Genomic DNA, 12,918 nt, shown 5'->3' with positions numbered 1-12,918 from the left:
AGTACCGATGCCAGCTCTCTACGTGATGATTCCAGCGGCGCTGCTGTTAGTCGGCGTGGCCATCTACATCTTCTTCTGGGCGGTGGACAGCGGCCAGTACGACGACCTCGACGGCCCGGCCCACAGCGTGCTGTTTGACGACCAGGACCCCAACCACCTGGCCGCCGTCGACGAAGCCAACGGCCCCGAACAGCCCCCCAAAGACCCGCCCCATGCTTGAATTGGCGCCGCTGCTGGTCTCCGCGCTGATCCTTGGCCTGCTCGGCGGCGGCCATTGCCTGGGCATGTGTGGCGGGCTGATGGGCGCTCTGACCCTGGCGATCCCCAAGGAGCAACGCAGCCGCCGCTTTCGCCTGCTGCTGGCGTACAACCTGGGGCGCATCCTCAGCTATGCCACCGCTGGCGTCCTGATCGGCCTGGCGGGCTGGGCCGTGGCGGATAGCCCGGCAGCGGTGTTCATGCGCGTGCTCGCCGGTTTGCTGCTGATCAGCATGGGCCTATACCTGGCCGGCTGGTGGAGCGGCCTGACCCGTATCGAAAGCCTCGGGCGCGGCCTGTGGCGGCATATCCAGCCGATTGCCAACCGTTTGCTGCCGGTGTCCAGCCTGCCGCGCGCCTTGCTGCTGGGCGCGCTCTGGGGCTGGTTGCCGTGCGGGTTGGTCTACAGCACCCTGCTGTGGGCGGCGAGCCAGGGCAATGCGCTGGACAGCGGGTTGTTGATGCTGGCGTTTGGCTTGGGCACTTGGCCGGTGCTGCTGGCCACCGGGCTGGCGGCTGAACGGGTCACCGCGTTACTGCGCAAACGCAGCATAAGGATGGCGGGCGGCTTGCTGGTGATTGTGTTCGGGATTTGGACGTTACCCGGCCCGCATCAGCACTGGCTAATGGGCCACTAAATCGCCATGTGGCATAGCGCCGCTCCCCGTTGATGCAAATCAAGATGCCATCCCCGCCACGCCCCTAGACTCGGCCCATTAGCCTATCCGGGGGAACGCCCGCATGCTCGACGCCATTCGTTGGGACACCGATCTGATTCACCGCTACGACTTGGCGGGGCCGCGCTACACGTCCTACCCCACCGCCGTACAATTCGACAGCCAGGTTGGCACGTTCGACCTGCTCCACGCCCTGCGCGATAGCCGCAAGGCCGCACGGCCGTTGTCGCTGTATGTGCATGTGCCGTTCTGCGCGAACATCTGCTACTACTGCGCCTGCAACAAGGTCATCACCAAGGACCGTGGCCGCGCCCATGCCTACCTGCAACGGCTGGAGCAGGAGATCCAACTGGTGGCCTGCCACCTCGACCCCAAACAGCCGGTAGAGCAACTGCACTTCGGCGGCGGCACCCCGACCTTTCTTAGCCACGACGAACTGCGCCAGGTCATGGGCTGCCTGCGCAAGCACTTCAATCTGCTCGACGATGACTCCGGCGACTACGGCATCGAGATCGACCCGCGCGAAGCCGACTGGGCGACCATGGGCCTGTTGCGTGAGCTGGGTTTCAACCGCGTGAGCATCGGCCTGCAGGACCTCGACCCCGAGGTGCAACGGGCGGTCAACCGCCTGCAAAGCCTGGAAGAAACCCGCGCGGTGATCGATGCGGCGCGCACCCTGCAATTTCGCTCGATCAATATCGATCTGATCTACGGCTTGCCCAAGCAAACCCCGCTCAACTTTGCGCGCACCGTGGAAGAAGTGATCAAGCTGCAACCCGACCGCCTGTCGGTGTTCAACTACGCCCACTTGCCGGAACGCTTCATGCCCCAGCGGCGGATCAACACCGATGACCTGCCCTCCCCGGCGGAAAAACTGCTGATGCTGCAAACCACCATCGAACAGCTGACCCAGGCCGGCTACCGCTACATCGGCATGGACCACTTCGCCCTGCCGGACGACGAGCTGGCCATCGCCCAGGAAGAAGGCACCTTGCAACGCAACTTCCAGGGCTACACCACCCACGGTCATTGCGACCTGATCGGGCTGGGCGTGTCAGCCATCAGCCAGATTGGCGACCTGTACTGCCAGAACACCAGCGACCTCAACGCCTACCAGAACACCCTGGCCAGCGCGCAACTGGCCACCAGCCGGGGCTTGGTGTGCACCACGGACGATCGCTTGCGCCGGGAAGTGATCCAGCAGTTGATCTGCAATTTCAGCCTGGCATTCGAGAAGATCGAACAGGCCTTCAACATCGATTTTCGCGGGTATTTCGACGACATCTGGCCGCAACTTGAGGCGATGGCCGCCGACGGCCTGATCGAACTGGATGCCCAGGGCATTCGCGTGTTGCCGGCCGGACGCCTGCTGGTGCGCTCGGTGTGCATGGTGTTCGATGCCTACCTGGAGCACCAGAATAGGCAGCGGTTTTCACGGGTGATTTGAGCGCGGTTATTTCATTGCCAGGCTGGCGGCCTTGATCGCGTCGCCGGCACTCAGGTCCTTCATCGCCTTGGTCAAGGACGCCTGGGCACTGGTCAGGCTGGCCTGCAGCGCACCCAACGCCGATTGCAGGGCAGTGGCCTTGGCCCTGGCCTGATCGGGGCTCAAGCTTTTGTCAGCCATGACCGCCGCCATTTCCGCCTGTTTCTCGGCGATCTGCTTCTTGATTTCGCGGATCATCTTCAACAGCTGTTTGACGTTGTCTGCCAGGCCGCTGTCGTCGATGTCACTGTTGGAGGTTTTCTCGGCCGCCGCCGCTTTCATCGCCGCACCGGAAATAACCACTGAGACCGCAGGTTTGGTCTCGTCGGTGGCCTTGGGATCGGCGGCGTCGGTTTTAGCAACGGGCTTTTTTGTATCTGGCGTCGTCGTAATCTGCGTGCGCATTGCCAGGTCAAGCGTTAGGGAAGCCATCTTGTGAACATCCAGGTTCCAGGGTTGATAGCAAGCCATCGGCACCTGGCGAAAATTCTTTATACCCCTGCCGGTTTTTTGTACAGGCTGGCCTCACCCTCCCTCAGTGCGTTACCCTTACGTCTTATGTGTGTTTTCCCACAAGGATTTAAGAAATGTCCGAGCCAGTTAAACTGCGCGCTCACAGCCAGGCTCATTGCAAGGATTGCAGCCTGGCCCCCCTCTGCTTGCCACTTTCGTTGAATTTGGAAGACATGGATGCGCTGGACGACATCGTTAAACGTGGCCGCCCACTGAAAAAAGGCGAGTTCCTGTTTCGCCAGGGCGACAAGTTCGATTCCGTCTATGCAGTACGTTCCGGCGCGTTGAAGACGTTCAGCCTGAGCGACAGCGGCGAAGAGCAGATCACCGGTTTCCACCTGCCCAGCGAACTGGTCGGGCTGTCCGGCATGGACACCGAGATTCACCCGGTGTCGGCCCAGGCGCTGGAGACCACGTCGGTGTGCGAAATCCCCTTCGAACGCCTCGACGAACTGGCCCTGCAATTGCCGCAGCTGCGCCGCCAGTTGATGCGCGTGATGAGCCGCGAAATTCGTGACGATCAACAAATGATGCTGCTGCTGTCGAAGAAAACCGCCGACGAGCGCATTGCTACCTTCCTGGTCAACCTGTCCGCACGTTTCCGCGCCCGTGGTTTCTCGGCCAACCAGTTCCGCCTGAGCATGTCGCGCAATGAAATCGGCAACTACCTGGGCCTCGCGGTGGAAACCGTGTCCCGCGTATTCACCCGCTTCCAGCAGAACGAACTGATCGCCGCCGAGGGCAAGGAAGTACATATCCTCGACCCGATCCAGCTCTGTGCGCTGGCCGGTGGCTCGCTCGAAGGTTAAGCGAAAGGCTGATCCAGACACCTGTGGCCGCGCCAACCGGCGAGGCCGCAGGTATACTTCGAGTCCGTTTCCAGCCCCAGGACTCTTCGACGATGATCGCTGATTCGTTCGACATCAAATCCCTGATCCGCCCCGTAATCGACTTCCCCAAGCCTGGGGTGATCTTTCGTGACATCACGCCGCTGTTCCAATCGCCCCGCGCCCTGCGCCTGGTGGCCGATACCTTTGCCCAACGGTATGTCGAAGCCGACTTCAGCCACATCGGCGCGATGGATGCGCGGGGCTTCCTGATCGGCTCGATCATCGCCTACCAGTTGAATAAGCCGCTGATCCTGTTCCGCAAGCAGGGCAAACTACCGGCCGACGTGCTGGCCGAGGGTTACCAGACCGAATACGGCGAAGCCTTCCTCGAAGTGCATGCCGACAGCCTATGTGAAGGCGACTCGGTGCTGATGTTCGATGACCTGATCGCCACGGGCGGTACCTTGATAGCGGCGGCGAATCTGGTGCGACGCATGGGCGCGAAGATCTTTGAAGCGGCGGCGATTATTGATTTGCCGGAGCTGGGTGGCTCGCAGCGGTTGGAAGATATGGGGATTCCGACGTTTTGTTTGACGCAGTTTGCGCTGAGCGAGCAGTAACGGTTTTTTCGGGCGCCTGTACTGGCCTCTTCGCGGGCAAGCCCGCTCCCACAGTTGACCGAGTACATTCTTTGGAATGCGGTCGAATGTGGGAGCTGGCTTGCCTGCGAAGAGGCCCTGAAAAACATTACAAAACTACAGCCCCATCTGCTTGCTGATGATCTCGTTCATCACCTCCCGCGTCCCCCCACCAATCGACAGGATGCGATTGTCGCGATACAGCCGCTCCACCAGGCTGCCACGCATATACCCCTGCCCGCCCAGGATCTGCACCGCGTCATAGGTCACCCGATCCGCCGTATCGGTCGCCAGGTTCTTGGCCATGGAAATCTCCTTGATCACACTCTTGCCCGCCGCCATCTTCGCCGCCTGGCGATAGGTGAATTCCCGCGAGACTTCCACCGCCGTGGCCATTTCCGCCAGCCGGTGCTTGAGCACCTGGAATTTGCCGATGGGCCTGCCGAACGCTTCACGCTGAGCGGCCCACTTGAGGCTTTCTTCCAGGGCCATCTGCGCCGTCATGTTGGCCATCAGCGCCAGGGCCAGGCGTTCACTCTGGAAGTTGCCCATGATGCAGGCAAAGCCCATGTTCTCGGCGCCGATCAAGTTGCCTACAGGCACGCGGCAATCGTCGAAGAACAATTCAGCCGTGTCCGACGCCCACCAGCCCATTTTCTTCAGGGGTTGGCCGACGGTGAACCCGGGGGTGTTTTTTTCGATAAGTAGCAGGCTGATGCCGGCAAATCCCGGGCCGCCGGTGCGCACGGCGACCGTGTAGAAGTCGGCGCGGATGCCGCTGGTGATAAAGGTCTTGCTGCCACTCACCCGGTAGTAGTCGTCATCACGGACGGCGCGGGTTTGCAGGTTGGCCACATCGGAACCACCGCCCGGCTCGGTGACGGCCAGGGCGATGATCTTCTCGCCCGCCAGCACCAGAGGCGCCACGCGTTCGCGCACCTCGGCCCGCGCCCATTTGACGACGGGCGGCAGGCCGATATCCAGCGAACCGAGCCCGGCCACCACGCCACCAGAGCCACAGCGCATCAACTCCTCGCTGGCCGCAACCTTGGCGAACAGATCCCCTTCATGGCTGCCGCCGACGGCTTCGGGGTAGCCGATACCGAGGATCCCCGCCGCGCCGGCCTTGAGGTACAGCTCGCGGGAAAAGCTCTCGGCCTCCTCCCATTGCTCGATCCCCGGCAGCATCTCGCGCTCGACAAAACGGCGCACGCTGTCGCGGACCAATTGGTGGCTGGGGTCGAAGTAATCCTGATAGGCAGACATCGGCAAGCTCCACGGTGAGGTGGAGGGAAATTACCAAGCGCTTGCTTGGTTATCAAGCCAGACACAAATATCACCAACACTACAAAACTACTGTGGGAGCTGGCTTGCCTGCGATAGCGGAGTGTCAGGCGACATCAATGTCGCTGTTCCACCGCAATCGCAGGCAAGCCAGCTCCCACAGAAGCCAGCGTCCACATTGGGGGTTGCCGTGTTGCTTAGAGCGCGATTGGCTTGCGACCGGCAAACGAATGCGCCAACGTGCCGCCATCCACCAATTCCAACTCGCCCCCCAACGGCACGCCATGGGCGATACGCGAGGTGATCAAGCCTTTGTTGGTCAGCAGTTGCGCGATGTAATGCGCCGTGGCTTCGCCTTCCACCGTCGGGTTGGTGGCCAGGATCACCTCGGTAAAGGTGCCCTGCTCTGCAATCCGCGCCACCAGTTGCGGGATGCCAATCGCCTCCGGCCCCAAGCCATCCAGCGGCGACAGGTGGCCCTTGAGCACAAAGTAGCGCCCGCGATAACCGGTCTGCTCCACCGCGTACACATCCATCGGCCCTTCCACCACGCACAGCAGCGTGTCGTCGCGGCGCGGGTCGGCGCATTGCGGGCAGAGGTCTTCTTCGGTGAGGGTGCGGCACTGGCGGCAGTGGCCGACGCCGGTCATGGCCTGGCTCAGGGCCTGGGCCAACCGGGTGCCACCACTGCGGTCACGCTCCAGCAGTTGCAGCGCCATGCGCTGGGCGGTTTTCTGGCCGACGCCGGGCAAGGTGCGCAGGGCGTCGATCAGTTGGCGAATCAGGGGGCTGAAGCTCATGGGCGAAGGGTCCGACAAAACAACGAGACGCGGTTTATACCCGCGCCCCGGATTAGCGTCAAATGCTCAATCCTGCGCGACGCGCACCACCAACTTGCCGAAGTTGCGCCCTTCGAGCAAACCGATAAAGGCTTCGGGCGCCTGCTCCAGGCCGTCCACCACGTCTTCGCGGAACTTCACCTTGCCCTCGCGCACCCACGGCGCCATGGCGCTGATGAACTCCGGGTGGCGGTCGCCGTAGTCGTCAAACACGATAAAACCCTGGATGCGCACGCGCTTGGTCAACAACGTGCGTTGCAGTGCCGGCAGCCGGTCGGGGCCACTCGGCGGCTGATGGGTGTTATAGCCGGCGATCAACCCGCACAACGGGATGCGCGCCTTGGGGTTGAGCAACGGCAGCACCGCGTCGAACACCTTGCCGCCGACGTTTTCGAAGTAGATGTCCACGCCCTTGAAGCAGGCCTGGGCCAGTTCATCGGCGAAGTCCGCGCTCTTGTGATCGATACAGGCATCAAAGCCCAACTCTTCCACCACGTAGCGGCACTTGTCCGCACCGCCGGCGATACCGACCACACGCAAGCCCTTGAGCTTGGCCACTTGCCCTACCACCGAGCCCACCGCGCCGGACGCCGCCGCCACCACCAGGGTTTCGCCAGCCTTGGGCTGGCCGATATCCATCAGGCCCATGTAGGCGGTCATGCCCGGCATGCCGAGCACGCCCAAGGCCATGGAGGGGCTGGCGAGGCCCTTCGGCACCGGTATCAGGTTGTGTCCGTCGGAAATGCTGTGGCTTTGCCAGCCGGTGGCACCGACCACCAGATCACCCACTTCGAATTTCGGATTGCGCGACTGCTCGATACGGCTGACAGCGCCGCCGGTCATCACTTCGTCGATTTCCACCGGAGCGGCGTAGGACGGCGCGTCACTCATGCGTCCGCGCATGTAGGGGTCGAGGGACAGGTACAAGGTCTTTAGCAGGACTTGGCCGTCTGCCAACTCCGGAAGATTCACACGCTCCAGGCGGAAGTTTTCCGGGGTGGGGGCGCCCACGGGGCGTGAGACCAGGACAATGCGCTGGTTCAAAGTCGGTTGTTGAGGCATCTGGGGCTCCTTTCGCGAATCCATCGGTATAAGGTGCAGACCATGATAGAGCGGTTGGGGTTCGATGTTTTATCCGTAGCACCGAGGTGACTGCATCGCAGGCAAGCCAGCTCCCACATGGGTCGTGGCGCGCGCAAAAAAAATGCCAGGCACATGGCCTGGCATTCGAGTGTAGCTAAGGCTCGCGAATCAGAACGGCAGCTTCATGCCCGGTGGCAGTTGCATGCCAGCGGTCACGCCGCCCATTTTTTCCTGGCTGTTGGCTTCGATCTTGCGCACGGCGTCGTTGACGGCCGCGGCGAACAGCGCTTCGAGCATTTCCAGGTCGTCTTCGCCAACACCTGGCAATACGCTTGGGTCGATGCTCACGCGTTTGATGTCGTGACGACCGGTCATCACCACGCTGACCATATCGCCACCGGCTTTACCGGTGACTTCGGCGTTGGCCAGTTCTTCCTGCATCTTGGCCATCTTTTCCTGCATCTGCTGCGCCTGCTTCATCAGGCCGGCCATGCCACCTTTCATCATGGGAATCACCTCAAAGTACGTGGATCAAGTTAGTAGCCCGGTGTCAGGATGCCTGGGGCACCGGGGCTTCGACAGGTTCAATAGTATCGTGACGGACGACCGCACCGAACTGTTGCATCATTTGCTGGATGAGCGGATCAGCGTGGATCGAGTCCTCGGCTTCGCGCTGACGGTTGATGCGCCGGCGGGTCGCGGCCTGGGCCGGGGTTTCCTGCTCAGGCTTGATCAACTCGATGGCGATGGTCAGCGTGCGCTCATGGTACTGGTTCAGTGCGTCATTCAGGCGACGTTGCTGGGTGGCGTTGAACAGGGCGCTGTGGGCCGGGTCCAGGTGCAGTAGCCAGTGGTCGCCGTCAATGGCGATCAGCGTGCAGTTGGCGGCGATGCTGCCGGTCATGCCGGAGATCGGCAGTTTCGGGAACAGTTCCAGCCATTGCAGGGCCAGGCCGGTGGCCGGCGCCGCAGCGGGTTCCGCCTCGGGCTCGGGGGCTGGCTCGGCGGTGTGCTCGCTGGCCAGGTCGTCCAGGTAGCTGTAGGCCGAATCCATGTCCGGCTCGATGTAGTCTTCGTCCAGCGGTGGTTCGTCGTCGTCGATACCCGGCACAGCCGCTTCAACCTGGGCGACGGTCGGCTCCGGCACGGGTGCAGACACCCATTCAGGGGCGTCGGGCACCGCGCTGTCCGGGGTCGGCGTGGGCATTGGCGTCAGCTCGGGCTGTTCGCCGGTGGTTTCCAGCACGGGCTCCACGGCCGGCTGTTGCTCGGCTTCGGGTTCGGCCTCGGCTTCCACCGGGTCGTTCCACGGCAGGTCAACGACCGGCGCGGGCTCGGGTTCGGATTCAACAACCGGTTCCGGCGCGACCACCACCGGCTCGGGAGCCGGTGCGGGTATAGCAACCACTGGCGCGACAACCGCCGCGCCAGCCACTGGTTTGGCGGAATCAACTGTGGCCTGGCTGATCCCCACTGGCTTTAGCGGCTGTCTCGGCGCATCTGCCGCGTCAGCGGGCCGGAACGCCAGCATGCGCAGCAGGACCATTTCGAAACCACCTCGCGGGTCTGGCGCCAGGGGCAGGTCGCGACGACCAATCAGGCCCATCTGGTAGTAGAACTGCACATCCTCGGCCGGCAGCGCCTGGGCCAGGGCCAGCACGCGGTCACGGTCGCCGTGACCGTTATCGACGCCTTCAGGCAAGGCCTGGGCGATGGCGACACGGTGCAGCACGTTGAGGATTTCCGAGAGCACGCCGTTCCAGTCCGGGCCTTGCTCCGACAGGTGGCGCACGGCTTCGAGCAACGCCTTGGCGTCGCCTTCGATCAGCGCGTGCAGCACGTCGAACACCTGGCCATGGTCGAGGGTGCCGAGCATGGCGCGCACATCGGCGGCCATGACCTTGCCTTCACCAAAGGCGATGGCCTGGTCCGTGAGGCTCATGGCGTCACGCATCGAACCATCGGCGGCACGGCCGAGCAGCCACAGCGCGTCGTCTTCGAACGGCACGTTCTCGACGCCCAGCACGTGGGTCAAATGCTCGACCACGCGCTCGGGGGTCATGTTTTTCAGGGAGAACTGCAGGCACCGCGACAGAATCGTTGCAGGAAGTTTCTGCGGGTCGGTGGTGGCCAGGATGAATTTGACGTAGGGCGGCGGCTCTTCCAGGGTTTTCAACAAGGCGTTGAAGGAGTGGCTGGACAGCATGTGCACTTCGTCGATCAGGTAGACCTTGAAGCGGCCGCGGCTGGGCGCGTACTGCACGTTGTCCAGCAGCTCGCGGGTGTCTTCGACCTTGGTGCGGCTCGCGGCGTCGATCTCGATCAGGTCGACAAAGCGCCCTTCGTCGATTTCCCGGCACACCGAGCAGGTGCCGCAGGGCGTCGAAGTGATACCGGTTTCACAATTCAGGCATTTGGCAATGATGCGCGCGATGGTGGTCTTGCCCACCCCGCGTGTACCGGTGAACAGGTAGGCGTGGTGCAGCCGCTGGCTGTCCAAGGCATTGATCAGAGCCTTGAGCACATGGGTCTGGCCGACCATTTCGCGGAACGAGCGCGGACGCCATTTACGTGCAAGAACCTGATAACTCATCGAAAACCGTCGCAACTGGGAAGCGGAAGCCGGTAATGCTAGCGGAGCAAGGGGGAAATTGCATCCGGCACGCTCGCCTAATCTGACTAAGCTCATCGCACTGGCCCCGAAAAGGCCTGAACCCGGAGAGCATATGCGCGTAGTCCTGGGCGCTTTATGGATGATTGCCACGGCTAGCCTAGCGGCGCCTGCACCGCTGCGCTTCTCGGTTTCCGACAGTTGGGCGATGCCCATGGTGCAACTGGAGGACGGCCGGCCCACACAGGGCATTTTGTATGACTTGATGTCTAGCCTCGCCACCCAGGTCGGGCGCCCGGCGCACTTCCACGTGCTGGCACGGGCGCGCATCGCCGCCGCCATGGAGCACGGCGAGATTGATGTGCGTTGTTATGTCGCCCAGGCGTGGGTCGATGACATGTCCGGCGACTACACTTGGAGCATTCCGCTGTTTGTGCAGCGCAACCTGCTGGTCAGCACCCATGTGCCCGCGCAGACCGTGGAGTTGAGCAAGCTGGCACCGCAGTTGATCGGCACGGTGCTCAACTACCGCTACACCACCCTCGACCCCTTGTTCGCCAGCGGCCAGCTCATCCGTGACGACGCCCGCAGTGAAGAGCAGGTGCTGCACAAACTGGTGGCCGGTCGCTTCAAGTACGCGGTCACCAATGAATGGATACTCGACCGCTTCAACCAACGCCTGGCGCCCGGTCGGCGCTTGCATAAAGTCGCGGTGATCGAGGAGCAAAGCCTGGGCTGCACCGTGCGCAACGACCCGAATGTGCCGGTGCAACGCATCCTGCGCACCTTGTTGCGAATGAAAATGTCCGGCGAAATCGACGACATCATCCAGCTGTACACCGGGGAGCACGCAGCCAGCGCCCCTCCAGACTGATCGCCGCCACACTGGCCAGCACGATCACCCCGCCCAGCACCACTTGCGCGGCAATGTGCTCGCCGAGCAGCGTCGCAGCCATCAGCATGGCCACCGGCGGGATCAGGTACATCGCCACCGACGCGCGGCTGACCTCGACATGCTTCAACACATAAGCCCAGGCCAGGTACGCCAAGGCGCTGGGAAAAATCCCCAGTACCAGCACCGCCAGGTTCTCCGGCAACGGCGCCTGCGCCACGGCGGCGGGCAGGCCGGGCAGGTTGACGCACAGCATCAAGGTGCCCGCCCACACCATGTAGCACGCCATCGTCAGCGGGCTGTAGCGATGGGAATAATGCTTCTGGATAGCGAAATACACACTCCACGACAGCGCCGCCAGCAGGATCAACAGGCCACGCGGGTCGATGTCTGCCACGCCCTGATCGCCCCAGATCACCACCAGCACGCCCAGCAAACCGAGCAACACACACCCCCAGCGCCAGGCGCTGACCCGCTCCTTCAAGGCGAAAAAAGCGATCAACACGCTGAACAGCGGCGCCGACTGCGCCAACACGCTGGACGCCGCCGCCGTGACGAACTGCTGCCCATAGTTAAGGCTGGTGTGGTGCAGAAACACGCCGAAAAAACCCAGCACCAACAACCACGGCAGATCCCGCAGGCGCGGCCGGCCGATCCCCATCACCAGCGCCACGCCGCCCATGAACAGCGACGCAATCAGAAATCGCAGCAAGGCCAATTGCCCGGGGCTGTAGCTGTGCAGCCCCATGTGCACGCCAATCGGCGAATAAGCCCAACAGAGGATGACGCTGGCAACCACTAGCGTAAGCTTCACGGGTGACGGGGATTTCATCGAAGGCATCCAGAAACAGGGAAGGAATGCCGTCAGTCTTGACCCCGGTAACGCGCAGGACAATTAACCGTTTCTGACTTCTGCAATCACTGGAACTGAGCAATGGAACTGGCCCAACTGAAGATGGTGCGAGCCGTGGCGCAAACCGGCAGCGTGGCCCAGGCCGCCGTGCAATTGCACTGCGTGCCGTCCAACATCACCACGCGCATCAAGCAACTGGAAAACGAGTTGGGCACGCCGCTGTTTATCCGAGCCGGACGCGGGCTGGCGATCAGTGCCGCCGGCGAGATCTTCCTGGAGTACTGCGAACGCATCCTCGCGCTGGTGGACGAATCCAAACGCGCCGTGGACGCCAACGCCATCCCCCGTGGCACCTTGCGTATCGGCGCGGTGGAGTCCAGCGCCAGCGGGCGCCTGCCGCCGCTGTTGGCGGAGTATCACCGGCGCTACCCGGACGTCAGCCTGGAGTTGGTGACCGGCGCCTGGAGCCAACTGCTCGACGACCTGCAACACCATCGCCTGGACGTGGCACTGGTGGCCAGCGGCGGCAAGCGCGCCAAGCTCGAGCACAGCGTGGTCTACAGCGAACGCCTGGTGCTGATTGCCAGTGCGTCCAGCGCGCCGATCCATAGCGCCGAAGACCTGGCCGGGCGCACGTTGCTGGTGTGGCCACCGGGCTGCCCCTATCGCGCGGCGCTGGAGAACTGGGTCAAGCCCCAGGCCTTCAAGCCAAGCATTGCCAGTTACGCCAGTTGGGGCACGATCATTGGTTGCGTGAGCGCAGGGATTGGCGTGGCGTTGGCGCCGGAGGGCATTTTGGCCCGCTATGAGCAGGCCAATCAGCTGGCGTCGTATCGGTTTGAGGAGTTGCAGGCGGTGGACAATCTGCTGTTCTGGCACGCGGACACCCAGCGGCATCTGGCCAGGGATGCGTTCGCCGGGCTGCTACGCGAAACCTTCGGCTGATGTGGTAGC

The 12,918-nt window shown here is 62.8% G+C and carries 14 protein-coding genes; 7 read left to right on the top strand and 7 right to left on the bottom strand.

The features are described 5' to 3' along the window. The first annotated feature begins 7 nt into the window (after nucleotides 1–7). The 3 genes from ccoS to hemN all read left to right on the top strand — a co-directional run bounded on the left by ccoS (nucleotide 8) and on the right by hemN (nucleotide 2,382). Nucleotides 8–220 carry a cbb3-type cytochrome oxidase assembly protein CcoS gene (ccoS, locus tag ACU688_RS02670; RefSeq protein ID WP_017735332.1) on the top strand — a complete coding sequence of 71 codons (213 nt, stop codon included), beginning with the start codon at nucleotides 8–10 and terminating at the stop codon, nucleotides 218–220. Further along, complete coding sequence (locus tag ACU688_RS02665) at nucleotides 213–896, top strand: sulfite exporter TauE/SafE family protein (protein ID WP_448183554.1); 684 nt, start codon at nucleotides 213–215, stop codon at nucleotides 894–896. Before ccoS ends, ACU688_RS02665 begins: the two co-directional genes overlap by 8 nt. Before the next feature lie 103 nt (nucleotides 897–999). Continuing rightward, nucleotides 1,000–2,382, top strand: coding sequence for an oxygen-independent coproporphyrinogen III oxidase (gene hemN / locus ACU688_RS02660; RefSeq protein ID WP_448183553.1), 1,383 nt, complete (start codon nucleotides 1,000–1,002; stop codon nucleotides 2,380–2,382). Between the two features lie 6 nt (nucleotides 2,383–2,388). Here the strand turns inward: hemN and ACU688_RS02655 are convergent, their stop codons facing one another. After that, nucleotides 2,389–2,853 (bottom strand): hypothetical protein, encoded by a 465-nt coding sequence (locus ACU688_RS02655; protein WP_257781825.1) that lies wholly within the window; start codon nucleotides 2,851–2,853, stop codon nucleotides 2,389–2,391. 155 nt (nucleotides 2,854–3,008) lie between these two features. Here ACU688_RS02655 and fnr point away from each other — a divergent pair, with 155 nt between their 5' ends. Continuing rightward, on the top strand, nucleotides 3,009–3,743 hold the full coding sequence (fnr, locus tag ACU688_RS02650) for a fumarate/nitrate reduction transcriptional regulator Fnr (protein ID WP_016979302.1): 735 nt from the start codon (nucleotides 3,009–3,011) through the stop codon (nucleotides 3,741–3,743). Between the two features lie 92 nt (nucleotides 3,744–3,835). Next, nucleotides 3,836–4,384, top strand: a complete 549-nt coding sequence (locus ACU688_RS02645; protein WP_257781826.1) for an adenine phosphoribosyltransferase — start codon at nucleotides 3,836–3,838, stop codon at nucleotides 4,382–4,384. 135 nt (nucleotides 4,385–4,519) lie between these two features. On the opposite strand, the gene ACU688_RS02640 is transcribed toward ACU688_RS02645, so the two are convergent. The 5 genes from ACU688_RS02640 to dnaX form a co-directional block, all read right to left on the bottom strand. After that, nucleotides 4,520–5,668 (bottom strand): acyl-CoA dehydrogenase family protein, encoded by a 1,149-nt coding sequence (locus ACU688_RS02640; protein WP_448183552.1) that lies wholly within the window; start codon nucleotides 5,666–5,668, stop codon nucleotides 4,520–4,522. A gap of 215 nt (nucleotides 5,669–5,883) precedes the next feature. Next, nucleotides 5,884–6,486 carry a recombination mediator RecR gene (gene recR, locus ACU688_RS02635; protein WP_017735338.1) on the bottom strand — a complete coding sequence of 201 codons (603 nt, stop codon included), beginning with the start codon at nucleotides 6,484–6,486 and terminating at the stop codon, nucleotides 5,884–5,886. A 66-nt stretch (nucleotides 6,487–6,552) separates the two neighbouring features. Beyond that, nucleotides 6,553–7,587 carry an NADPH-dependent curcumin/dihydrocurcumin reductase gene (gene curA, locus ACU688_RS02630; RefSeq protein WP_448183551.1) on the bottom strand — a complete coding sequence of 345 codons (1,035 nt, stop codon included), beginning with the start codon at nucleotides 7,585–7,587 and terminating at the stop codon, nucleotides 6,553–6,555. A 189-nt stretch (nucleotides 7,588–7,776) separates the two neighbouring features. Continuing rightward, on the bottom strand, nucleotides 7,777–8,115 hold the full coding sequence (locus tag ACU688_RS02625; RefSeq protein WP_003175481.1) for a YbaB/EbfC family nucleoid-associated protein: 339 nt from the start codon (nucleotides 8,113–8,115) through the stop codon (nucleotides 7,777–7,779). 43 nt (nucleotides 8,116–8,158) lie between these two features. After that, entirely contained in the window at nucleotides 8,159–10,201 is a 2,043-nt protein-coding gene (gene dnaX / locus ACU688_RS02620; protein ID WP_448183550.1) for a DNA polymerase III subunit gamma/tau, read from the bottom strand. Between the two features lie 133 nt (nucleotides 10,202–10,334). On the opposite strand from dnaX, the gene ACU688_RS02615 reads away from it, so the two are divergent. Continuing rightward, on the top strand, nucleotides 10,335–11,093 hold the full coding sequence (locus ACU688_RS02615; protein WP_448183549.1) for a substrate-binding periplasmic protein: 759 nt from the start codon (nucleotides 10,335–10,337) through the stop codon (nucleotides 11,091–11,093). Here ACU688_RS02615 and ACU688_RS02610 read toward each other — a convergent pair. After that, a complete protein-coding gene (locus tag ACU688_RS02610; protein WP_448183548.1) occupies nucleotides 11,044–11,943 on the bottom strand; it encodes a DMT family transporter in 900 nt (299 codons plus the stop codon). The two genes, ACU688_RS02615 and ACU688_RS02610, sit on opposite strands and share 50 nt — an antisense overlap. A gap of 102 nt (nucleotides 11,944–12,045) precedes the next feature. On the opposite strand from ACU688_RS02610, the gene ACU688_RS02605 reads away from it, so the two are divergent. Further along, entirely contained in the window at nucleotides 12,046–12,909 is an 864-nt protein-coding gene (locus ACU688_RS02605; RefSeq protein ID WP_448183547.1) for a LysR family transcriptional regulator, read from the top strand. The last annotated feature ends 9 nt before the right edge of the window (nucleotides 12,910–12,918 follow it).

This window comes from Pseudomonas acericola (SeqCode) (assembly GCF_053456465.1).
Note: the sequence above shows the minus strand (reverse complement) of the source record. Positions and strands in the feature narration are given on the sequence as shown.